Source organism: Streptomyces sp. NPDC048416, from assembly GCF_043200435.1.
Taxonomy (GTDB): Bacteria; Actinomycetota; Actinomycetes; order Streptomycetales; family Streptomycetaceae; genus Streptomyces.
This window is the reverse complement of sequence record NZ_JBICXU010000006.1, coordinates 170532-195989: the sequence shown is the minus strand read 5'-3', so window position 1 is coordinate 195989 and position 25458 is coordinate 170532. Positions and strand designations below refer to the sequence as shown.

16 protein-coding genes and 2 tRNA genes are annotated in these 25458 nt (G+C 72.5%); 5 read left to right on the top strand and 13 right to left on the bottom strand.

Going from position 1 to position 25458, the window contains the following annotated elements; genetic code table 11:
- The first annotated feature begins 236 nt into the window (after positions 1–236).
- From ACGFW5_RS10855 to ACGFW5_RS10845, 3 genes are all read left to right on the top strand, one after another.
- Complete coding sequence (locus ACGFW5_RS10855) at positions 237–707, top strand: MarR family winged helix-turn-helix transcriptional regulator (protein ID WP_393833856.1); 471 nt, start codon at positions 237–239, stop codon at positions 705–707.
- A gap of 49 nt (positions 708–756) precedes the next feature.
- The gene (locus ACGFW5_RS10850) at positions 757–3249 is read left to right on the top strand and encodes an MFS transporter (protein WP_393833855.1); all 2493 of its coding nucleotides are present in this window, start codon (positions 757–759) and stop codon (positions 3247–3249) included.
- A 163-nt stretch (positions 3250–3412) separates the two neighbouring features.
- Complete coding sequence (locus ACGFW5_RS10845; protein WP_393833854.1) at positions 3413–4231, top strand: YceI family protein; 819 nt, start codon at positions 3413–3415, stop codon at positions 4229–4231.
- 803 nt (positions 4232–5034) lie between these two features.
- Here the strand turns inward: ACGFW5_RS10845 and ACGFW5_RS10840 are convergent.
- The 11 genes from ACGFW5_RS10840 to ACGFW5_RS10790 form a co-directional block, all read right to left on the bottom strand.
- Positions 5035–5820: a TetR/AcrR family transcriptional regulator gene (locus tag ACGFW5_RS10840; RefSeq protein WP_393833853.1), complete on the bottom strand. Its 786-nt coding sequence runs from the start codon at positions 5818–5820 to the stop codon at positions 5035–5037.
- Between the two features lie 78 nt (positions 5821–5898).
- Entirely contained in the window at positions 5899–7491 is a 1593-nt protein-coding gene (locus tag ACGFW5_RS10835; protein WP_393833852.1) for an MFS transporter, read from the bottom strand.
- A gap of 245 nt (positions 7492–7736) precedes the next feature.
- On the bottom strand, positions 7737–9980 hold the full coding sequence (locus ACGFW5_RS10830) for an ArnT family glycosyltransferase (protein ID WP_393833851.1): 2244 nt from the start codon (positions 9978–9980) through the stop codon (positions 7737–7739).
- Positions 9977–11338: a glycosyltransferase gene (locus ACGFW5_RS10825; RefSeq protein WP_393833850.1), complete on the bottom strand. Its 1362-nt coding sequence runs from the start codon at positions 11336–11338 to the stop codon at positions 9977–9979. The genes ACGFW5_RS10830 and ACGFW5_RS10825 overlap by 4 nt, the downstream gene beginning before the upstream one ends.
- Before the next feature lie 292 nt (positions 11339–11630).
- Positions 11631–13235 carry a sensor histidine kinase gene (locus tag ACGFW5_RS10820; RefSeq protein WP_393833849.1) on the bottom strand — a complete coding sequence of 535 codons (1605 nt, stop codon included), beginning with the start codon at positions 13233–13235 and terminating at the stop codon, positions 11631–11633.
- Between the two features lie 7 nt (positions 13236–13242).
- The gene (locus tag ACGFW5_RS10815) at positions 13243–13983 is read right to left on the bottom strand and encodes a response regulator transcription factor (protein ID WP_393833848.1); all 741 of its coding nucleotides are present in this window, start codon (positions 13981–13983) and stop codon (positions 13243–13245) included.
- 91 nt (positions 13984–14074) lie between these two features.
- Entirely contained in the window at positions 14075–15055 is a 981-nt protein-coding gene (locus ACGFW5_RS10810; protein ID WP_393833847.1) for an amidohydrolase family protein, read from the bottom strand.
- A complete protein-coding gene (locus tag ACGFW5_RS10805; RefSeq protein WP_393833846.1) occupies positions 15042–15386 on the bottom strand; it encodes an antibiotic biosynthesis monooxygenase family protein in 345 nt (114 codons plus the stop codon). Before ACGFW5_RS10805 ends, ACGFW5_RS10810 begins: the two co-directional genes overlap by 14 nt.
- Positions 15387–15569: 183 nt before the next feature.
- Complete coding sequence (locus tag ACGFW5_RS10800) at positions 15570–16562, bottom strand: DUF2797 domain-containing protein (RefSeq protein ID WP_393833845.1); 993 nt, start codon at positions 16560–16562, stop codon at positions 15570–15572.
- 203 nt (positions 16563–16765) lie between these two features.
- Positions 16766–16838, bottom strand: a tRNA-Arg gene (locus ACGFW5_RS10795).
- Positions 16839–17066: 228 nt separating this feature from the next.
- A tRNA-Ser gene (locus ACGFW5_RS10790) sits at positions 17067–17160 on the bottom strand.
- A gap of 560 nt (positions 17161–17720) precedes the next feature.
- On the opposite strand from ACGFW5_RS10790, the gene ACGFW5_RS10785 reads away from it, so the two are divergent.
- Positions 17721–18158 (top strand): SSI family serine proteinase inhibitor, encoded by a 438-nt coding sequence (locus ACGFW5_RS10785; RefSeq protein WP_393833844.1) that lies wholly within the window; start codon positions 17721–17723, stop codon positions 18156–18158.
- Positions 18159–18309: 151 nt separating this feature from the next.
- Complete coding sequence (locus tag ACGFW5_RS10780) at positions 18310–22800, top strand: PAS domain-containing protein (RefSeq protein WP_393833843.1); 4491 nt, start codon at positions 18310–18312, stop codon at positions 22798–22800.
- Between the two features lie 61 nt (positions 22801–22861).
- On the opposite strand, the gene ACGFW5_RS10775 is transcribed toward ACGFW5_RS10780, so the two are convergent.
- Both ACGFW5_RS10775 and ACGFW5_RS10770 read right to left on the bottom strand, forming a co-directional pair.
- Entirely contained in the window at positions 22862–24526 is a 1665-nt protein-coding gene (locus ACGFW5_RS10775) for a long-chain fatty acid--CoA ligase (RefSeq protein ID WP_393833842.1), read from the bottom strand.
- 333 nt (positions 24527–24859) lie between these two features.
- Positions 24860–25405 carry a SigE family RNA polymerase sigma factor gene (locus tag ACGFW5_RS10770; RefSeq protein WP_393833841.1) on the bottom strand — a complete coding sequence of 182 codons (546 nt, stop codon included), beginning with the start codon at positions 25403–25405 and terminating at the stop codon, positions 24860–24862.
- Between the last annotated feature and the right edge of the window lie 53 nt (positions 25406–25458).

The window sequence follows — 25458 nt, the reverse complement described above, 5'->3', positions numbered from 1 at the left end:
TCGCAGCCGCACGCGCAACCACCCGCGCGGCCACCCGCGCAAGGGCGGCTCCGACCGCCTCGCGGAAAGGAACCGGGAGGGCCCGCGCAGCACTCCGCAAGCCCCCGACCTGCACCTTGGGTTTTCATATGCGAAGACTTTGCGTTTCCTTTGCCGCCGTGCCCGACATTTAGTTTGCCTTCGGCAACCAACAATCTTATGGTTGCCCTAAGCAACAAGATGTTCGGGAGGTGTCCATGGCCGCGCAGAGCCTCTACGAGGAGCTGGCCCGGCAGCTCAGCGCCATCGGCGCCGTCAAGCGAGGGCTCGCGCGGATCCTGCCGCCCGAGTGCCCGGGCGGCTCGGCCGCCGTGCTGACCCTCCTGGAGCGGCACGGCGAGATGCGGATCAGCAAGCTCGCCGAACTCCTCGCGGTGGACATGTCGGTGACGAGCCGTCATGTCGCGCATGTCGCCCAGCGGGGCTGGATCGAGCGGTCCGCCGACCCCGCCGACAGGCGCTCGCGGATCCTGCGCCTCACCCCTGCGGGCCAGACCATGATCGACGATCTCGGCCTGCGCACCACGGAGATGTTCGCGCACACGCTGAAGGACTGGAGCGACGACGAGGTCGGCCAGCTCAACACGATGCTGGCCCGCCTACGCGACTCCTTCGGAGACTGCCGGGCGCCCCACGTCCGGGCCCCCGAACCCCGTACACCCGTATAGCGATCACACCCGTACACCTGCCCACCACGCTTACCAGACAAGGAATTTCATGGCTTCGACCACACCAGCCGGTGTGCGGGCCGGCCACGCCAAGCACGGAGGGCACGCGCCTTCCGACAGTGGCGCGCCGATGACTCACCGGCAGATCATGGAGGCGCTGTCCGGGCTGCTGCTCGGCATGTTCGTCGCCATCCTGTCCTCGACGATCGTCTCCAACGCCCTGCCGCACATCATCAACGACCTGGGCGGCGGCCAGTCCGCGTACACCTGGGTCGTGACGGCCTCGCTGCTCGCGATGACCGCGACCACCCCGCTGTGGGGCAAGCTCTCGGACCTCTTCAGCAAGAAGCTGCTGGTCCAGATAGCCCTGGTCATCTACGTGTCCGGCTCGATCGTGGCCGGTCTGTCCCAGAGCTCGGGCATGCTCATCGCCTGCCGGATCGTCCAGGGCGTCGGCGTCGGCGGTCTCTCCGCGCTCGCCCAGATCATCATGGCCGCCATGATCTCCCCGCGTGAGCGGGGCCGGTACAGCGGCTACCTGGGCGCCACGTTCGCGGTCGCGACGGTCGGCGGCCCGCTGCTCGGCGGCATGATCACCGACACCGACTGGCTCGGCTGGCGCTGGTGCTTCTACGTCGGCGTACCGTTCGCGATCATCGCGCTCATCGTGCTCCAGAAGACCCTGAAGCTCCCCGTCGTGAAGCGGGACGTCAAGGTCGACTGGACCGGCGCCTTCCTGATCAGCGCGGCGGTCTCGCTGCTCCTGGTCTGGGTGACCTTCGCGGGCAACAAGTACGACTGGATCTCGTGGCAGACCTACGCGATGGTCGGCGGCTCGATCGCACTGGGCGGGCTCTTCGTGCTCGCCGAGTCGAGGGCGAGCGAGCCGATCATCCCGCTGCGCCTGTTCCGCAACCGCACCATCACCCTCGCCTCGCTCGCCTCGCTCTTCGTGGGTGTCGCGATGTTCGCCGGCACGGTCTTCTTCTCCCAGTACTTCCAGCTGGCGCGGGGCAGGACGCCCACGATGTCCGGCGTCATGACGATCCCGATGATCGGCGGACTGTTCATCGCGTCCACCGTCTCCGGGCAGGTCATCACCAAGACGGGCAAGTGGAAGGCCTGGCTGGTCAGCGGTGGTGTGCTGGTGACGGCGGGCCTCGGTCTGCTCGGCACGATGCGCTACGACACCCCGTACTGGCACCTCGCCATCTACATGGCGCTGATGGGCCTCGGCATCGGCATGATGATGCAGAACCTGGTCCTGTGCACGCAGAACCAGGTCTCCCCCGCCGACCTCGGCTCGGCCTCCTCCGTCGTCGTCTTCTTCCGCTCCCTCGGTGGTGCGGTCGGCGTCTCGGCGCTCGGCGCGGTCATGGCCAACCGGGTCACCCACTACGTCACCGACGGCCTCACCGCGCTCGGCCCGCAGGGCGCCGCGGCGGCCAAGAGCGGCAGCGGCGGCTCCGGGGCCATCCCGGACCTGGCCACGCTGCCCGCGCCGATCCGTACCGTCATCGAGAGCGCGTACGGACACGGTGTCGGCGATGTGTTCCTGTACGCGGCGCCGTGCGCGCTGCTCGCCTTCCTGATCACCCTCTTCATCAAGGAGATCCCGCTGCGTACCCGTGCGGTAGGCGCCGCCGAGTCCGACGAGGCGCCGGCCGCCGCGCCGGCTCCCGCCCAGGTCCCCACCCAGGTTCCCGCCCAGGCGGCGGCAGTTGAGGCCCCGGCGGCCGATACCGTGGCCACTCCCGTCCTCGACGGCATCCCGGTGCGCGGCGCGGTCCGCGGCGCGGTCCGCGGCGCCGAGGGGGCGCCCGTCGCCTCCGCCGCCGTCACGCTGATCTCGCTGGGCGGCAGCCAGCTGGGCCGCGCGGTCGCCGGGCCCGACGGCGGGTACCTGCTCGCCGCGCCCGGCGCCGGCAGCTACGTCCTGATCGCGGCCGCCGACGGCTTCCAGCCGCAGGCCTCGACCATCGTGGTGGGCACCGACGCGCTCGCGTACGACATCCTCCTGTCCGGCACCAGCGGCCTGGCCGGCGCGGTGAAGGCGGCCGAGACCGGGGCGCCCGTCGAGGGCGCGATGGTGATCGTGACCGATGTGCGCGGTGACCTGCTGGCCACCGGGAAGTCGGGCGCGGCGGGCGAGTTCACCTTCGGCGAGCTCGTTCCGGGAGCGGTCACCGTGGCGGTCAACGCCGACGGCTTCCGCCCCCTGGCCCTGCCGGTGGAGATCTCCGGACACGGCGTGACCCGCATCGAGGCGGCGCTCCAGTCCGGCGCGCTGGTCCAGGGCACGGTACGCGGCGGCGCCGACCGGCGTCCGCTGAGCGACGCCCGGGTCACCCTGCTGGACGCGGCGGGCAACGTGGTCGCCGGCGCGACGACGGGCGACGACGGCGCATACGCCTTCGCCGACCTGAACTCCGGCGAGTACACGCTGATCGCGACCGGCTACCCGCCGGTGGCCGGCTCGCTGACCGTGGCCGGCCGCGGAGTCGACGGTCACGACATCGAACTCGCCCACCCGGGCGAGTAGTTGACCCCCGGGTGCGGTCCGTTTCGAGCGGAGGCGGTCGCACCCGGCGTGGAAAGGGGCCCCGGGGAAGGGGCGGCGGGCAGGGGACGGCCGGCCGCCCCGCCCCCGGGGCCCGGCCTTTCACTTTTGGCCTTTTTGCACTTGTCAGAGGAGAGAAAACGGGATGGGACTGCGCGCACAGGTACGCACGCGCGACGGCTGGGCGATCTCGCACGCCGTGGTGACGATGACCGACATGACGGGCACGCAGGTGCTGCGCGCCTCGGCGGCGGAGGACGGCTCGGTGTCGGCGGACGTGGCGCTCGCGCCCGGCCCGTACACGGTGATCGTGACGGCCGTGGGGTACGCGCCGGCCGCGTCCACGGCGCTGGTGACGGCGAGCGGGCGGGCCGCGGTCGGCACGGTGGTACTGGCCCGGCAGGGCGGCGTCGAGCTGCCTCCGCCGGGCCCCTGGACGATCGACCCGGCGCATTCGTCGGTCGGCGCGGTCGCCCAGCACCTGGGGATCTCCAGTGTGCACGGGCGGTTCGGGGAGTTCGGCGGGCGCATCGAGATCGCGGAGGACCTGGAGAAGTCGCGGGTGGAGGCGGTCATCGGGGCGGCGTCCATCGACACGGGGAACGCCATGCGCGACGGTCACCTGAAGTCCCCCGACTTCCTCGACGTCGAGCGCTTCCCGCAGATCACCTACCGCAGCACGGACCTGGCCCCGGCCGGGCCCGACCGCTGGACGGTACGGGGCGAACTCGCCCTGCACGGCGTGGTCCGCGAGGTGGACCTCGACCTGTCGTACCTCGGTACGGGTCCTGACCCGTGGGGCGGGGTGCGGGCCGCGTACCGGGCGACGGCGGAGCTTCGCCGTGAGGACTTCGCGATGCACTACAACCAGGTGGTGCAGGCGGGGATCTCGGCGATCGGCACGACGCTGCGGGTCGAGCTGGACATCCAGACCGTCCAGGGCGACACCCTCCCCACGGCCTGACCCCCCACCCCCTGCGACCACGGCCCCGCCCGTGGGGAGACCGGCCTCCGGGTGCGGGCCGTGGTCGCTCCTTGCGCAGTTCCCCGCGCCCCTTAAGAGGCCGGTCTCCGGGTGCGGGCCGTGGTCGCCTCTCGCGCCGTTCCCCGCGCCCCTTAAGAGACCGGCCTTCGGGTGCGGGCCGTGGTCGCCTCTCGCGCCGTTCCTCGCGCCCCCTGAGACCTTTCGTCCGCGGGTCGTGCGTGGCTGGTCGCGCAGTTCCCCGCGCCCCTTAAGAGACCGGCCTTCGGGTGCGGGCCGTGGTCGCCTCTCGCGCCGTTCCTCGCGCCCCCTGAGACCTTTCGTCCGCGGGTCGTGCGTGGCTGGTCGCGCAGTTCCCCGCGCCCCTTAAGAGACCGGCCTTCGGGTGCGGACCGTGGTCGCTTCTCGCGCAGTTCCTCGCGCCGCTGTACCCATGGTCGCCCGCGGGTCGTGGACGGTGCTCGCGCAGTTCCCCGCGCCCCTGTACCCATGGTCGCCCGCGGGTCGTGGACGGTGCTCGCGCAGTTCCTCGCGCCCCTGTACCCATGGTCGCCCGCGGGTCGTGGACGGTGTTCGCGCAGTTCCTCGCGCCCCTGGCGGCGCTGGTGCAGGGGACGTGCCGGCCTGCTCGGGCATCTTCAGCCTGTCCGGCGATTGAGGACGAGCGCCCTTTAGGCGCGAACCGGGGGTGCAGGGGGCGGAGCCCCCGCATGGGGTCTGGGGCGCAGCCCCAGGGGTCAGCCGGTTCAACCCCGCTGCACGGGCGGGTGGGTGGGAAAACACCCTCAAGCGGAGCCACGCACGCTCAAGGCCTCAATACCCGCAACCAGCAAGGACACCGCAAAATCAAAGTCCCGCTGCCGCATGTCCCCCACCGTCTCCCCACCCCGCGCAGCCATGAGCGACGCCGCATCGGCAAACTGCTCCCGGTACTCCGGCTGAGAGGCCAACGCCCCCATCGCCGAGGCGAAATACTCGTCCTGGGTGAGCCCCGCATCCGCGCAGCGCTGCACGAACGTCCCCTCGATCGTGCCGAACCCGTACACGAACTGGAAGACCGCAGCGAGCCCGCCCATCTGCCCGTGCGGCGGCAGCCCCGTGCGGGCCAGGATGCGCTGGGCGGTGCGCGAGAAGGCCATGGAGTGCGGCCCGATGTTGAGGTAGCGGCCGATCAGCGCGGACGCCCAGGAGTGGCGGACGAAGATCGCCCGGTAGCCGACGACAATGGCGCGGAGCTGGTCGCGCCAGTCGGCCGACTCGTCGTCCATGCCGGGGAGTTCGATCTCCGCGAACACCGCGTCCAGGGCGAGTTCGAGGAGGTCGTCCTTGGTGTCGACGTACCAGTACAGGGACATCGCGGTGACCCCGAGCTCCCCCGCGAGGCGCCGCATGGAGAACTTGGCCGACCCCTCGGCGTCGAGGAGCCGTACCGCTTCCAGAATGATCCGGTCCCGGTCGAGCGCCGGGCCGCCCTCGGGCGCCTCGGCCCGGCGCACCCGGTTGCCCGCCTTGCTCCCGAGCCACACGCTGGTACGCGCCGCATCCTGCGCGCGGTCCGCCGCCGACACCATCGCCGTCCTCCTCGGGCCTTGGTTGTTCCGACCCCCTCGGGTCGTATCCGGAATCCGGGTACGCATCCCTGGACGATGCTATGCGCAGGTGTCGGACGCGGCGGGAGCGGAGCCGTTTCGTTCCGCGCGGTGCAGCAGGACCGCCGCGAGCAGCCCGCCCGCGAGCACCGCGACCGCGCCGACCAACTGGCTGGTCTCAAGGCCCGAGGCGAACGCGTCGGCGATCCGAGCCCGCTCGGCGTCGCCATGGGCGGCGGCGAGGGCCGCGGGCAGCGAGGCCGCCGCCACCGGCACCAGCGCCGCGAACCGCGAGCCGAGCACCGCGCCGAGCACGGCCACGCCGAGCCCGTTGCCGAACTCGCCGAGCGTGCCGTTCACGCCCGCGCCCACGCCCGCCTTCTCCGGCGGGATCGCGCTCATGATGGCGTTGGCCATGGCCGGCATGGACAGCGCGATGCCCGCGCCCATCACGACCAGGCCGAGCAGCGTGCCGCCGTAGCTGTGGCCGCCGAGCAGCGCGATCGAGGCGAGCCCGGCTGCGTTGGCGGTCATGCCGATCGCTATGGCGCGCGGGGTGCCGACCGTGGTGACCAGTTTCGCGCCGACGCCCGACATGTTGAGCACGACGACGCTGAGCGCGAGCGGCGCGGTCCGCAACCCGGCCTCCAACGGGCCGTAACCGAGCACGAATTGCAGATGCTGCGTCAGCAGGAAGAGCGAGCCGCCCATGCCGAAGGCGACCAGGATCGACCCGGCGACCGCGCCGATGAACTTCTGGTTCCGGAAGAAGTGCATGTCCAGCATCGGATGCTCGATGGACAGCTCCCAGCGGACGAACGCCGCGAGGAAGGCAAGGCCGACGGCCGCCGAAACGAGCACCTGGCCGGACAGCCACCCATGGCCGGGCCCGGAGATGATCGCGTAGACGACGCCGGTCATGCCGACCGTGGACAGCAGCGCCCCGAGCAGGTCAGGCCGGTCGCCCTGGGGGTTTTTGGACTCCGGTACGAGGGCGAGCACGGCGACCAGGCCCAGTACCGCCACGGGAATGTTGACCAGGAAGATCGCGCCCCACCAGAAGTGGTCGAGCATGAGCCCGCCGATGAGCGGTCCCGCGGCGAAGCCGAGCGAGTTGACGGTGGCCCAGATGCCGATGGCCTTGACCCGGGACTCGTTGTCGAAGATCTGCACGACGACGGCGAGCGTGGTCGTCATGAGCAGCGCCCCGCCGATGCCCATGCCCGCGCGGGCCGCGATGAGCTGCCCCGCGTTCTGCGCGAGGCCGGCGGCCAGCGAGCCGATCCCGAAGAGAGCGAGCCCCGCTGCGAGCATCTTCTTGCGTCCGTAGCGGTCGGACGCGCTGCCCGCGGTGAGCAGCAGGCCCGACTGGACCAGTGAGTACGCGTTGATCATCCACTGGATGTCGGCGGTGGACGCGCCGAGCGACGTGGTGAGCGAGGGGATGGCGACGTTGAGGACGGTGTTGTCGAGCAGGACGGTGAGCTGGGCCACGCAGATGACGCCGAGGATCAGCCATCGTTGCGGGTGCCCGGTGGAGAGCGTCGAGGCCGCAGCGTTCTCAGCGCTCTCAGGGTTCTCAGCCTTCTCAGGGTTTTCGGCGTTCTCAGCGCTCTCAGGGTTTTCGGCGTTCTCGGCTGTCGTTGCCGTCATGGCGGCTCTCCGACTCCTTATACGGCGCACATGATGGACGCTGTACACCGTAGAGGGAGTCTTCTACGCCGTAAAGTCAATTTCGGTGATCGCGATGCGGAGATGACACGGCGGGGCTCGCCACGCCGAACGGTCGCGGTCCGCAGGGGCGCGTTGGGGCGGTGCACGACGGGGCGGCGGCCGAGACACGCGCCTCGGACCACCGCCCCGTCGCCACCGATCTGCTGCTGCGCAGGCGCGGGCGGTCAGCTCGCCGGTGAGGTGAGGTCGTAGAAGGTGGCGGTGCCGACGGTCACCTTCGTGAACGACGACGCGACCCAGCTGCTGATGGAGCCGCCACTGGCCTGGCCCCCGCCGCCGCCCATCATGCCGCCGCCACTGGCGATGAAGTAGTGGATTTTCCCCTCGGCCACGTACTTCTTGAACTGGGCCAGGGTCGGGGACGGGTCGCTTCCGTTGAAGCCGCCGATCGCCATCACCGGCTTCTGGGTGGCGAGTTGGTAGCTCGCGGCGTTCTGCGAACCGATGGCGGCCGCGGCCCAGGTGTAGTGCGCCGCGTTCTTCTCCAGAAGTGCCTGGGCCTCGGTGCCGACCTTGGCTCCGTCGAGCAGTCCGCCCATGCCGCCACCGGCGCCCATGCGACCCCCCGCAACGCCCCCCGCAGCGCCACCCGCACCGGCACGCTCGCCGGCGCCGGGCATGCCCTGCCCCTGCCCCTGCCCCTGGCCCTGGCCCGACCCCTGGCCCGGCGCGCGGCCGGAGCCGACGCCCATGCGGCCTCCGGTCTGCCCGCTGCCACCGGGGCCCCCGGGGCCGCCGCTGCCGCCGGAACCGCCCGGACCGCCACCGAACCGCATCCCGCCGCCCCGGCCACCTCCCCCGGGCCCGCCGCCCATGCCGGCCCCCGCAGGACCCGCAGTGACGATCGAGCCGGTGTGCCCGGTGTCCAGGGTGCTCACCGTGTACGCGGCGGGGCCCGCGAGGCAGGCCACAAGACCGGCCCCCGCGACGCCGAGCGCCACCCCTCGGTTCAGCCGGCCCACGAACGCAAGGCCCACCGCAGCCGCGAGCCCGCCGACCAGCACCGCCCAGCGCAGCCAGGGCAGATGCTCCGGGGTGCGTCCGAGCAGTGCGTACGACCAGAGAGCCGTGACCGCGACCGTCGCCCCGAGCCCGAGCGCCGCCCGGATGCGCGAGCGCTCCTCCCACAGCACGGTCACGCCCATGCCGACGAGCGCCGCGATGTAGGGAGCGAGGGCCACCGTGTAGTACTGGTGGAAGATCCCCGCCATGAAGCTGAAGATCGCGGCGGTCGTCACCAGCGCTCCGCCCCACGCGAGGAACGCGGCGCGCGCGGTGTCGGTCCGCCTGGCCCTCCAGGTGACGACGAGGCCCGCGACCAGAAGCAGCAGGGTGGCGGGCAGGAGCCAGGAGATCTGGCCGCCGATCTCCGAGTTGAACATCCGGTCGATGCCGGTCTCGCCCCAGCCGCCACCGCCCCCTCCTCCGCCTCCGCCGCCCTGGCGCGCGCCCGCGGGGAGCTCCAGACCCGCGGGCAGTCCCATGCCGCCGGGCCGGGCGCCCCCGCCGCCGACGCTGCCCGTCTCGTCACCGCTGAGGCGGCCGAGCCCGTTGTAGCCGAAGGTGAGCTCAAGGAACGAGTTGTGCTGGGAGCCGCCGATGTACGGACGCGACGATGCGGGCCACAGCTCGACGGCGGCCACCCACCAGCCGCCCGACACCAGCAACACCCCGGTGGCGAGGGCCAGTTGGCCGAGGCGTCGGCGTACGGACGTGGGCGCGCAGATCGCGTAGAGCAGGGCGAGCGGCGGCAGGATCAGGAAGGCCTGGAGGGTCTTCGTCAAGAACGCGAAGCCGATCGCGACACCGGCCCACACCAGCCACTTGGTCCGGGCGTCCTCCAGGGCGCGCAGCACGCAGTGGACGGTGACCGTCATGAGGAGTGCGAGCAGCGCGTCCGGGTTGTTGAAGCGGAACATCAGCGCCGCGACCGGGGTCAGGGCGAACACAAGACCCGCGATCAGCCCCGCGGCCGGGCTGAAGCGGCGCCGCACGGCGGCGTACAGGACGGCGACCGTGCCCACGCCCATCAGCACCTCGGGCAGCAGGATCTGCCAGGAGCCGAGGCCGAAGAGGCGTACGGACAGGGCCATCGGCCACAGCGCGGCCGGGGGCTTGTCCACGGTGATCGCGTTGGCGGCGTCGAGCGAGCCGAAGAAGAACGCCTTCCAGCTCTGGCTGCCCGCCTGGACGGCCGCCGAGTAGAAGGAGTTGGCGTACCCGGAGGCGCTGAGGTTCCACAGGTACGCGGCACAGGTGACGGCGAGCAGCGCGAGGAGCGCGGGCCGCGCCCACGCCGGGTCGTCGGGGCGGCCGCGCCACAGCCGGACCCGGACGTTCCGGTACCCGGCGGCCACGGCCCCCTGACGCGGGCCCGCCTGATCCGGCTGGTGGGAGGTCGTGGTCATCGTGCGTCGCCCTTCGGGTCGGGGTCGTGCGGGTCGGGGTCATACGGATCGGGGTCGTACGGATCGGGGGCCGGCGGGGTGACGGGGGTCGGCGTGTGGGCAGGATGCGGCGCCCGGTCGGGGAAGACCCAGGCGCGGAACAGCAGGAAGCGCAGGACGGTCGCCGCGAGGTTCGCCGCGACCAGGACGGCCACCTCGGTGGAGTGCGCGGCGTCCGCGTGCGCCGCGTCGAGCGCCGCGAGCGAGCCGCTGGTCAGGGCGAGCCCGATGGCGAACACCGCGAGGCCCTGCGCCTGGTGGCGTACGGCACGGTCACGGCCGCGCACCCCGAACGTGAGCCGTCGGTTGGCCGCGGTGTTGGCCACCGTCGACACCAACAGGGCAGCGGCGTTGGCAAGTTGGGGACCGGCTACGGTGCGCGCGAGCGCGTACAGGATGAGATAGAGGAGCGTGGAGAGCCCGCCGACCACACAGAACCCGACGAGCTGGCGGGCAAGCCCTCCCGGCACCCCCGGAAGCTGCCGGTCCCGGGGATCGTCGCCGAACGGCCGCGAGAGCCGGTCGAGCGGCAGCGCCCCCACCGCGAGCGCCCGCCCGATGCGCCACACACCTTTGAGGTCGTCCTTCGCCGTGCTGACGATGTGCACGGTGCTGGCCGGGTCGTCGACCCAGTCCACCGGCACCTCGTGGATCCGCAGCCCCGCCCGCTCGGCGAGCACCAGCATCTCGGTGTCGAAGAACCACCCGGTGTCCTCGACCATCGGCAGCAGCCGCCGGGCCACATCGCGCCGGATCGCCTTGAACCCGCATTGGGCGTCGGAGAACCGCGCCGCGAGCGAGCCGCGCAGGATCAGGTTGTACGTACGCGAGATGAACTCCCGCTTGGCGCCCCGCACCACCCGCGACGAGCGGGCCAGCCGGGAGCCGATGGCGAGGTCCGAATGCCCGGAGATGAGCGGCGCGACCAGGGGCAGCAGGGCGTTCAGGTCGGTGGACAGGTCCACGTCCATGTACGCGAGCACCGGCGCGTCGGACGCCGACCACACCGCGCGCAGGGCCCGCCCACGCCCCTTCTCCTCAAGCCGGAACGCCCGGACCTCGGCAATCTCGTGCTCAAGTCTCGCCGATATCAGGGGGGTTGAGTCGGTGCTGGCGTTGTCGGCGACCGTGATCCGGAAGCCGTACGGGAAGGTGCGCGCCAGGTGCTCGTGCAGCCGCCGCACACACCGTTCCAGATCCCGCTCCTCGTTGTAGACGGGGATCGTCACATCGAGCACGGGGGTGCCGGCCGGCTGAACGGGCAGGTGCCGACGGGCCGGCAGAGTCGTCGGATGCGCCGCGCCGACGGCGTACGGCACGGTCGCGGTGCCCGCGGGGTCCGTGGCGCGCGTGGACCCTGCGGGGTCCGTAGCGCATGAAACGCCTGCGGGGTCCGTAACGCACGCGGTGTGCGCCGTGTCCCCGGCGCGCACGGCACGGGTGGCGCTCGTGGCAGAAGGTTCGGTTCGCATACGACGACCCTCGCGAGGGCCGCTGTCACGCCTGTGTGGTCAGCCTGTGCCCGGCCTGTGAGATGGGGCCCTGCGAGAGGGGGCTCTGCGAGAGGGGGTTCCGCGAGAGGGGGCTCTGGGCGGGGGAGGCGGGGGAGCCTTATGAGCTGGGGCCGGCTGTCGCCCGTCCGTCCCGGGCGGGGAGGCGGTCCGCGACCGCGACCCCGCTGCCGACGCCCGCACCCGGGGTTTTGCCCGCTCCCGCTCCCGGCAGGCGTACGTCGAACACCGTCCGCCCGGGGACGCTGCGTACGCCCACCCGGCCGCCGTGCGCGGCGACGACGGCCTGCACGATGGCGAGCCCGAGGCCGGTGGACCCCGCGTTGCGGGAGCGGGACGCATCACCGCGCGCGAACCGTTCGAAGACGTACGGAAGCAGCTCCGGCGGGACTCCGGGGCCGGTGTCCTCGATCTCGACGGCGACCCAGGACCCGCGCGGCTCGACCCGGGCCGTGACGGTCGTGCCGGGCGGGGTGTGCGTACGGGCGTTGGCGAGCAGGTTGACGAGTACCTGCTGAAGCCGCTCCCGGTCGCCCCGTACGGCCACGGGTTCCGCGGGCAGTTCGAGCCGCCAGGTGTGGCCCTGACCTGCGGCGTGAGCGTCGCCGACCACGTCCACGACCAGCGAGGAGAGATCGGTGCTCTCATACGAGAGCGGGCGTCCGGCATCGAGGCGTGCGAGCAGCAGCAGATCCTCGACGAGACCCGTCATGCGGGACGCCTCCGACTCGATGCGCCCCAGGGAATGCCGGGTGTCGGGCCCGATGTCCTCGCGTCCGCGCCGGGTCAGTTCGGCGTAACCCCGGATGGAGGCGAGCGGGGTCCTGAGTTCGTGGCTGGCGTCGGCGACGAACTGCCGCACCCGCGTCTCGCTCTCCTGCCGCGCGCTCAGCGCCTCGTGCACGTGGTCGAGCATGCGGTTGAGGGCGGCGCCCACCTGGCCGACCTCGGTCCGGGCGTCCGCCTCGGCGCCCGTCACACGTTCGTACAGGGTCACCTCCCCGCTGTGCAGGGGGAGTTCGGAGACCCGGGTCGCGGTCGCGGCGACCCGGCGCAGCGGACGCAGGGCCACACCGACGATGGCCGCACCCGCGATCCCGGCGGCCACGAGCCCGGCGGCGGTCACACAGATCACGACGATGATCAGGGTGCTGACGGTGGAGTCGACGGAAGCGGTGGGAAAGCCGAGGACGAAGCCGCCGTCCGGGTCCCACACCGCGCGGTAGTCGCCGAGCCCGGGCACGGCAACGGAGTGCACCCGGCCGTCCTTGGGCACGCCGGACAGCGCCCGCGTCTGCGCGGCGGACAGTGTGGCGCTGCGGGCCTCGCCCTGGCGCTCCGGGCGGACGGCCTGCGCGCCGGTGATCCGGCCCTCGGCGTCCATGCCGGCCGCCACGGCGTGCAGCGGCTGGCCGGGCCGGGAGACGACGAAGTCGATGCGCCCGGAGCCGGTGCCGGTGCCGGTGCCGGTGCCGGTGCCGGTGCCGGTGCCGTTCGGGGGGCCGAGGCCGGGTGACTCGTGGCCGCCGCCCATCCGCCCGGGCACGAGGGCGCCGCGCAGCTGGGCGTCCAACTGGCCCTGGAGGTTGGCGCCCATGGCGAGGACGGTCACCGTACCGATGACGGCGCCGACCACCGCGAGCAGCGCGACCGCCGACACCACGAGCCGGGTGCGGAGCGACCAGGGCCGCCGGAGCCTGCCCACCTCGGCCCTACTCGCCGGGCTTGATCAGATAGCCCGCGCCGCGCCGGGTGTGGATCATCGGGGAGCGCCCGGCGTCGATCTTGCGGCGCAGGTAGGAGATGTAGAGCTCGACGACGTTGGCCTGGCCGCCGAAGTCGTAGGACCAGACCCGGTCGAGGATCTGCGCCTTGCTGAGCACCCGGCGCGGGTTGCGCATGAGGAAGCGGAGCAGTTCGAACTCGGTCGCGGTGAGGTGGATGTTGACCCCGCCCCGCGCCACGTCGTGGCTGTCCTCGTCCAGGGTGAGGTCGCCGACGGCCAGCACGGACTCGCTGCGCAGGGCCGCCGTGCCCGAGCGGCGGATGAGGCCGCGCAGCCGGGCCACGACCTCCTCCAGGCTGAACGGCTTGGTGACGTAGTCGTCGCCGCCCGCCGTGAGGCCGGCGATGCGGTCCTCGACGGAGTCCTTCGCCGTGAGGAAGAGCACCGGTACGTCAGGGAGTTCGCGACGCAGCCGGCCGAGGACGGCGAGCCCGTCCATGTCGGGCAGCATGATGTCGAGGATCACGGCGTCGGGCCGGAACTCGCGGGCGTCACGCACCGCCCCGGCCCCGTCGCCGGCGCTGCGCACTTCCCAGCCTTCGTAGCGCAGGGCCATGGAAAGGAGCTCGCTGAGCGGCGCCTCGTCGTCCACGACGAGCACGCGGACGGGGCTCCCGTCCGGCCTGAGCATTTCGGTCCGCCCCTGGGGCGAGGAGGTAACGGTCATGCGCCCACCCTGTGAGCGGGCCCTGAGAACATCCTTGCCCGATCCTGTGATTTTCCTGAGAAAGTCCGCCGGGGCGAGGCGCGGCCGATGTTCAGCCGGCCGGCCCGAAGAGCCGGGCGCCATTGTCGTGGCAGACCGCCCGCAGCCAGTCGTCGCCGAGCCCCAGCCGTTCCAGCGCGTCGAGCTGGTGGACATAGGCGTACGGAATGTTGGGGAAGTCCGTGCCGAGCAGGATCCGCTCGCCCAGGTCGAGCAGCCGGCCGCGCTCGCGTGCGGGGAACGGCGCGCGCCGTTCAGCGAAGTCGGTGAAGACCATCGTCGTGTCGAGCATGACGGAGCCGTACGCATCGGCGAGGTCGAGAAAGTCGGCGTACTCCGGCATCCCCAGGTGCGCGATGATCAACTTGAGGCGCGGGTGGCGGGCCAGCACCCGGCCGACCGGCCCGGGCCCGGTGTGCGTGCCGGGCGCCGGCCCGGACCCGCAGTGAATGACGACGGGCACCCCGGCCTCGGCGAGCAGCCCCCAGACCGCGTCGAGCTGGGGATCGGCGGGATCGTAACTCCCCACCTGGACATGGGACTTGAAGACCCGGGCCCCGGCGTCGAGGGCGTCCCGCACATAGCTCTCGACACCGGGCTCGGGGAAGAACGTGGCGGTGTGCAGACAGTCCGGTGTCCTCGCGGCGAAGCCGACGGCCCACTGGTTGAGCCACTGGGCCATGCCGGCCTTGTGCGGGTAGAGCATCGAGGTGAACGCGAGCACCCCGAACTCCTCCCGCAGCAGCCGCACCCGCTCCGCCTCCTCCTCGCGGTAGGTGATGGGCCATGCGCCCCCGCCCACCAGCTCCCCGGCGGCGTCGAAGTACTCCCACACCTTCGTGAGCACCCGCTCCGGCATGAAGTGCGTATGCACGTCGACGAGCCCGGGCAGCCCGAGCCGCCCCCAGAACGCGCGGACGCGGGCGGCGTCGGGGGCGGCAGCGGGGCCGGCGGGGTCGGCAGCGGGAGCGGGGCCGGCAGGGCCGACGTCCTCGGCCCGCTCCGGGGGGAACCGGCCGTCAGCCGCGCTCAAAACCGTAACTGCGCTCGACCTTGGCGACATGGACGCTGTAGCTCTCGTACCACTGCTCACGCCCGCGCCGTTGGGCCTGCTGGTGGTCGGCGCGGCCGCGCCACTCGCTGATGGCCGCCACGTCCCGGAAGTACCCGACCGTGATCCCGAGCCCACCGGGATTGCGCGCGGACTCGTGCCCGAGGTACCCCGGAATGTCCTGCACCAGCTTGTCCATGGCGTCGGCGGTCTCCCCATAACCGTGGTCGCCCGCGGTGCGCAGGGAGGTGAACACGACGGCGTAGTAAGGCGGTTCGAGCCCCGAGATCGGCCCCTGTACGTGATCGCTCATGCCCCCACCCTCGTGCTCGGGCGCCGGTGCTGTCCACACGATTTGGCGAAAGGGATACGGGGGGTGTGTGCGGCGGGCCCGGGGACGCGGAGGGGGTTAGGAGGGGCCCTGGTGCCCCGGCCCGCGGTATCGCGGGATGGCGGGATGGCGGGATGGCGGGACGCGGGCTGCGGGCTGCGGGATTCAGAACAGCTGGTCCTGAACCCCGCCGGGCCGGGGCACCTGGCGCACAGGAACAGTGAGGGCCGGCTGGGCGGCACGCTCCGAGCCACCGCCCTCCCCGTCGCCGACACCCTCCCCGTCACCGTCGCCGTCACCGTCGCCGTAGCCATAGCCATAGCCATAGCCATCGCCATCGCCATCGACGTCGCCGTCCCCGTCGACCGATGTGAGCCCCCACCCCGTCATGAGCCGGGTGTCGAGCACGACGATCCCGGCGTCGGCCACGTCCAGATGCAGATCGGGCCCGGCGGCCGCGACCAGCCGACCGTCGACGACGCCGCCGTCGACGAGTTCCACGACGACGCCGGAGGCTGGGGCGAGCCCGGCGAGCCCGAACACCTCGGCGTGATCGACGACTTCGCAGTCGAGCCGTTCCAACGACTCGGGCCAGCCGGGCAGGGCAACCGCCCGCGCATGGAGCTCGGCGACCTCGGCCGCGCGCTCGGCCACCCCGGGAAGCCGGGCGCGTACCGCGCGCTTCTCCGCGTACGCGATCCGGTCCGGCACCCCCAGCGCGGCCCGCAGCAACTCCTCGCAGCGCCGGGCCGCCATCAACGGCCCCCGCCCCAGCCACGCGAAGGCGACCGCGCCCTGTTCGAGCAACCGGGCCGAGCCGCGTTCCTCAGCGGTGATCCCGACCTTGACCATCCCGCCCCCGAACCAAGCGAGGTAGACCCGGTAGGTGCGCGGATCGTCCACGTACGTATCGGCGGCGACGGAGTGCGCCCGGTCGAGCCGCGCACACTCCCCGCACCGCGCCTGCGTACTGCGCCCCGGCACCGGCGCCGCCACCGGACAGGGGTTCCCCCGCGCCCCCACACACCGCCGCGCCCCCACGACCCGGAACGCGATCCTCCGCCCGAACCCGAGCGCACTCTCCCGCCCCTCCCCCCACCCGAGCCGAACCCCGCCCGGCCCCCAGCGAACCCCGGAACACCGCCACAACCCAGCCACCCCTCGAAACTACCCGCCCCCACTGACACCCCGGGCGCCACCGGAAGAGGGAGACGCCGACGGGCCGGACCGGGCCGGGCCGCCGATGTCGAGGCCGCGACCCCGAGCCGGACGCCGCCTCCTGAGCCGTCTACGGGGACGTTGATGTCAGCCGCTCATGTCAAAGGCCCCCTGGACGATGTCCAGGGGGCCTTTGACCTGTGTGCACTCGGCAGGATTCGAACCTGCAACCTTCTGATCCGTAGTCAGATGCTCTATCCGTTAAGCTACGAGTGCTTGTGCTTCCGGGGTTTTTTCTGCCCCGTCGGCGTTGCGAGAACAACATTACATGACCTGCGCCGTGACGCGAAATCCATTCCCTCCACCGCCCCTGACCTGCGGAAATGCCTCTGCGTGAGCGTTGGCGGTGATCACGGGCGGGTGCGGGACCGGGGTGGGAACGGGGCTCGAACGGTCCCCGAACGAGCGAAGCCCCGGCCGTGGGGCCGGGGCTTCGGGTGTTGCTGGCGGAGGCGGAGGGATTTGAACCCTCGATGGGCTTTAAGACCCAAACCGCATTAGCAGTGCGGCGCCATAGACCGGACTAGGCGACGCCTCCAGCACACCGTCGCGTGCGCGAGTGGTGCGTGCAGATGATGACACAGCCTTGCGGGCCGTCACCAATCGGTGCCCACGGTACTAGGCAGACGGGCGCCAGGGCAAAGGCGTTCGCCCGCCGCGGCCCCCGGCCCCATGGCGCCACCCCGGACCCCATGGCGCCACCCCGGACCGCGTGGCGCAACCCCGATCCCCGTGGCGTGACCCCGGTCCCCGTGGCGCGACCCCGGTCCCCATGACGACGCACCGGGTCACGTGACGAGGCACCGGCCCCACGGACACGTGCGGGCCCGGCGCCCGGAGACGTGTGGCCCCGGCGCCCGGAGACGCGTGGGCCCGGACCCCGGACACGCGTCGGCCCGGACCCCGGACACGCGTCGGCCCGGACCCCGGACACGCGCGGGCCCGGCGTCGGGCAAGCGGCGCCCCCGGCGCCCCGGCACGCGCCGTATGGCGCAACGCCCGGCGCGTTGTGGCGCAACGCGTGGCGTTGACGCGCGTTAGACCCCCGGAGACCGAAGTCCGCCGAAAGTCCGCCCTACCGCCTGGAGTACGAGACTCATGCTGCGCCGCCTCGTCGTCACCGCCGCCGCCTCCCTGGCCGCACTCGCCGCCGCCCCCGCCGCGTCCGCCGGCCCCCTGCCCGTTCCGCTGCCGCTGCTCGGCGGCGGGCACACCGAGGACCGGCTCACCGTCACCATCACGGACAACCCGGGCGCGGAAGGGACGTACACCCTCGAATGCCACCCTGCGGGCGGCACCCATCCGCGGGCCCAGCAGGCCTGCGACAAGCTGGACTCGGTCACGACCTGGGGCAGGGACACCTTCGCGCCGGTGCCCGAGGGGCAGATGTGCACGTTCATCTACGGCGGTCCCGCCACCGCCCACATCACCGGAACCTGGGCCGGACGGCCCGTCGACGCGACGTACAACCGTGCGAATGGGTGCGAGATCTCGCGGTGGGACAAGTTGGCGCCGGTGCTGCCGAGCGCCAGGTAGGACGCCCCGTCGCAGGGGTGCGCGTACGCCGTAGTCACACAACCTTGGTGAGAGCTCCCCCTCATCCGCCGTCGCTCGCACATCCCCAGCCTTTAGACTCCCTTCCAGTGACAGGCCGCAAGGTGCAGTGGTTCAGGGAGGAAGCGTCGTCGTGAGCAGCAGGCCATCCCGAGGCGCTGCTCGCCTCGCAGCCATACTTGACGCCCTTCCGGACGGGCTTCTGCTCGTCAACTGCAACGGCACGGTCGTCAACGCCAACACCGTCGCGCTGGAAATGCTGGAGGCGCCGGGTACGGGGCTCGTGGGGCGGGGCGTTCTCGATCTGCTGCCCGGGTTCGACTCGCGGCTCATCCCCGGCTCCATGCGCCGGCCCGAGAGCGAGGACGACCAAGGCCGCACCAAGCCGACCCGCATGGTCGCGCGCCGTACCGACGGCACCGAGTTCCCGGTCGAGGTGACCAGCGCCAACCTGGAGGACGGGCGGGACGCGTACGCCTCCTACGGAAGCGGCGGCGGACCCGGCTCCTACTCCGGTGACGAACTGCTCATGCTGGTCGTACGGGACCTTTCCGGCACCGTCGACACCGAGGCGGAGCTGGCCCGTTCGCAGCGGCAGACCGAGATGATCCTGCGCGCGGCGGCCGAAGGCGTGGTCGGTACCGACACCGACGGCCGGGTCGTCCTGGTCAATCCCGCGGCCGCGCAGATCCTCGGCTACCGGGCCAGCGACCTCGGCGGGCAGGAACTCCACCCCCTGGTGCTGCACTCCCGCGAGGACGGCGAACCGTTCCCCTACGAGGGCAGCCCGCTCGCCGACACCCTCAAGTCCGGGCGCAAGCACCGCGTGCGCGGGCAGGTCATCTGGACCAAGTCCGGCGCCAAGGTGCCCGTCGACCTGACCACCGCTCCGGTGCGCGACGGCGATCTGCTCGTCGGTGCCGTGATGACGTTCACCGACCGCCGCCCCTTCGAGGAGCAGGCCGCCAAGCACGCCGAGGTCCTGGAACGCGAGACCAAGCGGTACGACGCGCTCGCCGCCCGGCACCAGCAACTCCTCTCGGTGCTCGCGGGTTCGCTGCGCGGGCCGATCGACGAGCTGCGCCAAGAACTCTCCGCGCTCGCCGCCGACGACGCGGGCCAGCTGTGGCCCGAGGCCAACCAGGTCCTGCACCACCTCGCCGCCGGGTACTCCCGCATCACCACGCTCGTCGACAACGTCCTCGGCTACCAGCGGCTTGACGCGGGCAGCGAAGAGCTCAAGAAGACCAAGGTGCTGGTCGATTCGGTCGTCGGCGCCGGTGTCGACGGCGCCGTCGAGCTGATCGGGCCCGGGCGCGCCCAGTTCGCCGTGCACACCCCGCCCATCGAGGCGGAGGTCGACGCGCCGCGCCTGGCCACCGCCCTCGCCCACCTCATCGCGGACGTGGCCGGGGTCGACGCCACCGGCAAGGCGCCGGTCGCCGCCGGCGGCTACATGGACTCCACCGTGGTCGTCGCGGCCGCGGTGCGCGGCGAGGTCGTACGCATCGAGGTACGCGGCCCCTACGCGGGCGGCGACCCGGTCCACGGGCCCATCGTGCGCGGCATCGTACGGGCGCACGGCGGCGTTCTGCAGACCGTGGACGTGCCGGGGATGAGCGGTTCGGCGTATGTGCTCGAAGTGCCGCTCGGGGCGGGCGCAGGGACGGTCGAGGCGCCCGTGGCTTCCCGGCCCGACGAGTCGTTGCTGCCCGCGCAGCAGGACGGCGGCGGCCGCAGGCGCGGTCGACGGGCGTCCATGGACGCGTTCTTGGAGAGCCCGGTCACCGAGGAGAAGTCCCCGACCGGACGCCGCAGGGCACGTGCCGAGTCCGGTCCTGGCTCCGGTTCGGGTGGCGGCGGGGACGCCGACGCCGGCCCCGACGGCGAACGAGCCCGGGTTCCGGCCCGGATTCCGGCTCAGATTCCGGCCCAGCAGGGCGGGAGCGGGACCGGTGCCGGGAGCGGCGTCGGAGGCGGAGTCGGAGGCGGAGTCGAGGGCGAGGGCGTTTCTGGGTCGGGTTCCGGTTCCGGTTCGGCGTCGGGCTCTGCGTCCGGGTCCGGGCGGCGTCGTGGTCGGCCCAGCCCTGCCGAGCAGGCGGCCGGACAGGTCCAGGGGCAGCCGGTTGAACGGGCTCTGGGACAGGCGGGGGAGCGGGGACAGGCTGCCGAGGGTTCCGTCGTCACCGGCGCGGAGAGCGCCCGCGAGTCCTCCGGTATGGGCAGGGCCGCGCTGGGCGAGACGGTGCCGCCGCAGGGCGTACCCACCGAGACCCCCGGACGCCGCGCCCGCCGCGCCCTGCCCGCCCCTGGCGGCGCCGACGCACCGGGCACGTCATCCGCATCCGCATCCGTATCTCCGTCTTCCGTGCCTGCATCGGTCGCCGGTGCCTCTGGCGCCTCCGGCGTCTCCGGCGTCTCCGGCGTCTCCGGCGTCTCCGGCGTCTCCGGCGAGAGTGCGGTCGAGCCGACCGGGCGGCGGGCCAGGCGTGCCCTGGGTTCCGCGCCGACCGGTGCTCCGGGTGGCGCCACCGGTGCTACGGCGAGCGGTTCCCGGAATGCTGCCGGGAGTGCTGCCGGGAGTGGTTTCGCAGGCGGCTCGGCGAGCGGTTCGGAGGGTGGTTCGGCACGGACGGCGTTCGCGCTGCCGCCCGCCGACGCCGACCGGGCGCCGCACCCCGCGCCCGTGCCCCCGGCTCCCCACGCGGCCGATGCCTCCGCGCCGGACCACCACGGTTCCGTACGTCCTGTGGGGGCTGGGCAGCACATGGGTCCGGCCCGCCCCGGCGGACCCGGGCCCATGGGTGCGGCACCCGTGAACCCCGGCCCTGTGGGCCCCGGCTCTGCGGGCCCCGGCTCTGTGGGCAGCGCCCCCATGAGCGGCGCCCCTGTAGCTGCCAACCCCGTGGTCAACTCCACGGTCGACTCCGTGGGCAGTGAGTCAACGGGCGCCAATTCCAAGGGAGTTGGGCCCGTCGGCACCACGTCCGGTCCCAACCCGGCGGGCCCCGGCCCCCTGGGTGCCCACCCCACGGGCGGTGCCGCGTCCACGGGGCCAGCGCCCATGGGTGCTCCCCCCGCCGGACCCGGCCCCATCGCCGTCGGCCCGAGCGGGAACTCCCCGGGCCGAGACAACGAGCCCCGCACCAACCCCGGCCCGAGCGCCCCCGGCGACCCTCTGGCCGATCACACCCCGCCCCAGCCGCACCCTGCGGAGCGGCCCGAGTGGGCGGCCCGCGCGGTTTCGGGACCGGGCACCCCCGGCGCCGTACCCCCGCAGGGGGAGGCCCCGGGCCAGGCCCATCCGCAACAGCCGGCGCAGCCGCAGGGCGCCCAGGCCGCGCCCAGGCCGCTGCGCGCCGCACCGGCCGCCCCTGCCGGGCCCACTCGACAGCCGCTCCCCGCCGAGACCCCGCCCGGAGGCATCCCGGTCTTCACCGGAGACACCCAGGGCCGGGCCTTCAGCGTGCGGACACTCGGGCAGGGCGCACCCTTCGCCCACGCCCAAGCCCAGACACACCCGCAGACACAGCCGCAGACACCGGCACAAGCACAGGCACAGGCCCAGCAGCCCCCCACAGCCCAGCAGCCGCAGTCAGCCCAGACGGGTCAGGCAGGCCAGGCGGGTCAGTTGGGGCAGCCGGGGCAGACCTCCGGAGGTTCGCTCGGCTCCGGGCGGCGGCGCAAGCTCGGCACGCCCCCCGAGGGCGTGGAGCGGCCCACCGAATCGCCGGCCCGACCGCACCCCGTACTCCCCTCGCCCCCCTCGGAGGGGCAGGGCCGCGCGTACGCCATCGGGGCGCCGGACGAGGGCGCCGAGGGACCCGAGCCGCTGGATGGACCCGGCGGCGCGGTCGAGGTGGCCAACCGCCCGCAGCCGCAGCCCGTCGACGACGAGCTGCCTCCGGAGCCGCTGGACAACCCGCGTCGGCTGCTGGTGTGGCCCGCGCCCGACGTCTCCACCCAGCAGGCGCTGAGCGAGCGCGGCTACCGACCCGTGGTCGTGCACTCGCGTGAGGAGGTCGACGCGCAGATCGCCGCGTTCCCGGCGGCGTTGTTCGTCGACCCCCTGACCGGTCCGATCACCCGGACCGCGCTCCAGTCGCTGCGTCAGGCGGCGGTCGCGGCCGAGGTTCCCGTCCTGGTCACGGCGGGGCTCGGGCAGGCGACGCGGGAAGCTGCGTACGGGGCCGACCCGGCCGTGCTGCTCAAGGCCCTCGCGCCGCGCGACAGCGAGCAGCATCCGTCCCGGGTCCTCCTGATCGAGGAGCACGAGGAGATCGCGCTCGCCCTCACCGCGACCCTGGAGCGGCGCGGCATGCAGGTCGCCCGCGCCGCGACCGACTCCGAGGCGGTCACCCTGGCCGCGCAGACACGGCCCAACCTCGTCGTGATGGACCTCATGCAGGTACGCCGCCGACGTGCGGGAATCGTCGACTGGCTGCGCGCCAACGGCCAGTTGAACCACACCCCGCTGGTCGTCTACACGTCGGTCGGCATCAACCAGGCCGAGCTCCCGAAGCTCTCGTCCGGCGAGACGGTCCTCTTCCTGGCGGAACGCTCCACCAGCGCCGAGGTCCAGGGCCGCATCGTGGACCTGCTGGCAAAGATCGGCACCAACTGACCCCGGCCCGCGCCGCCCGCCGGAAGATGGCGATCGGCTCGGGCCCGGCGTCGCGGAATGCTCAGCGCAGCTCCGTCACGTCCAGCTCGCCGTCCGCGTACTTCCTGCGAATGACCTTCTTGTCGAACTTGCCGACGCTCGTCTTCGGCACCGCCTCGATCAGCGCCCAGCGTTCCGGGAGCTGCCACTTGGCGATCTTCCCGGCGAGGAATTCCTTCAGGGTGGCGTAGTCGGCGGTGGCCCCGGGCTTCAACACGACCGTGGCGAGCGGGCGTTCGCCCCATTTGGCGTCCGGCACGGCGACGACCGCCGCCTCCGCGACGTCGGGGTGTGCCATCAGCGCGTTCTCCAGTTCCTGGCTGGAGATCCATTCGCCGCCGGACTTGATGACGTCCTTGGCCCGGTCGGTCAGCGTGAGATAGCCGTCCGCGCTGATGACGCCGACGTCCCCGGTCCGCAGCCAGCCGTCCGGGCTGAACTTGTCGCCCGGCCGGAAGTCCTCGCCGCCCGCACCGCCGAAGTAGGCGCCCGCGATCCAGGGGCCGCGCACTTCCAGCTCGCCCGCCGACTCGCCGTCCCAGGGCAGGAAGTCGCCGCCCGGCCCGACCAGCCGCGCCTCGACCCCGGCGGGGAAACGGCCCTGCGTGACCCGGTAGGGCCACTCCTCCTCGGCGCTCAGCCCGGCGGGCGGATTGGACATGGTGCCGAGCGGCGACGTCTCCGTCATGCCCCAGGCGTGGCAGAGCCGGACACCGATCTTGTCGTACGCCTCCATCAGGGACGGCGGGCAGGCCGAACCGCCGATCGTGACGTTCCGCATCGAAGTGAGGTCGCGCGGGCGGGCGGTGACCTCGGCGAGCAGACCTTGCCAGATGGTGGGGACGGCGGCCGCGTACGTGGGCCTCTCGCGCTCGATCATGTCGGCGAGCGGAGCCGGCTGAAGGAACCGGTCCGGCATGAGCATGCTCACTCCGGACATGAACGTGGCGTGCGGCAGGCCCCAGGCGTTCACATGGAACTGCGGCACCACGACCAGCGTCGTGTCCGCGTCGGTGAGCCCCATCGACTCCGACATGTTCACCTGCATGGAGTGCAGGTAGATCGAACGGTGGGAGTAGACGACACCCTTGGGGTCACCGGTGGTGCCGGAGGTGTAGCACATGGCGGCGGCGCTGCGCTCGTCCAGCTGCGGCCAGTCGTACGCCGTGGGCCGCCCGGCCAGCAGTTCCTCGTACTCGTGCACCTGCGGGCCCGCGCCGTCGATGCCGTCGACGCCTTCGAGCACCGAACGGTCGCCGGGACCGGTGACGACGAGGTGTTCGAGGGTCGGCAGATGGGGGAGCAGCGGGGCCAGCAGCGGCAGCAGCGAGCCGTTGACGATCACCACGCGGTCGGCGGCATGGTTGACGATCCAGATCAACTGCTCGGCCGGGAGCCGCAGGTTGAGGGTGTGCAGCACGGCGCCCATGGACGGGATCGCGAAGTACGCCTCGACATGCTCCGCGTTGTTCCACATCAAGGTGCCCGTCGCCTGGCCGTCCTCGACCCCCAGCTCGCGCAGGGCGTGTGCCAGCTGAGCGGCACGGGCGCCGATCTCGGCGAAGCTGCGGCGGTGCGGCTCGGCCTCGCCGGTCCAGGTCGTGACCTGGGACTTGCCGTGAATGGTCGATCCGTGGGTCAGGATCCGCGAGATCAGCAGCGGTACGTCCTGCATGGTGCTCAGCACGGCGTCCTCCCGGTGAGCGCTACGGCGCGCTCTGCGGCGATAGGGTGTGCCGAATTCTGCTCACATACCGCTCGGTATGTCACTACCCGGGAGTAGTTTCGGCTGAGGATCCGTGAAGTTACCTGCGGATACGGCCCCTGGGTGCGCGCTGCCGGGTGCCAGCCGTCACGGCGCGTCGCCGTGCGTCACCGCCCATCGCCGTGCGGCACCGCCCGTCGCGCTATGGGCTCACCGTCTCAGCTCGGCGTATGAGTTCGACGTACGAGCTCGGCGTGCTGAGCTCGGCGTATGGCCTCGGCGTACGACGTCGCCGTACAACCTCGCCATACGGCCTCACCGTATGGGCTCAAGCTCCGGGTCCTCACGGAGCTTGCCGAGGGCGCGGGATACCGCGCTCTTGACCGTGCCCACGGAGACCCCGAGGATGTCGGCGGTCTGCGCCTCGCTCAGGTCCTCGTAGTACCGCAGGACGACCATGGCCCGCTGCCGGTCCGGCAGCTTCATGACCGCCCGCCACATCGCGTCGTGCAGCACCTGCTGGTCTGCCGGGTCCGGGCCCGGCACGCTCTCCGGCTCCGGCAGCTCCTCGCAGGCGAACTCGTCGACCTTGCGCTTGCGCCACTGCGACGTACGGGTGTTGAGCAGTGCCCGGCGCACATAACCGTCGAGCGCCCGGTGGTCCTCGATCCGGTCCCAGGCGACATACGTCTTGGTCAGCGCCGTCTGCAACAGATCCTCCGCATCGCTGGCGTTCGCGGTCAGCGAGCGCGCGGTGCGCAGCAGCACGGGGCCCCTGGCGCGGACGTACGACGAGAACGACGAGTACGCGTGGTAGGGCGTCGCCGCTCGGGAGGCGGTGGTGCAGACGGGCGTTGTCATGACTCCACGCTATGAGCGCGGAGGCCTCCCGGGATCGGCCCCAGGTCCCGAAG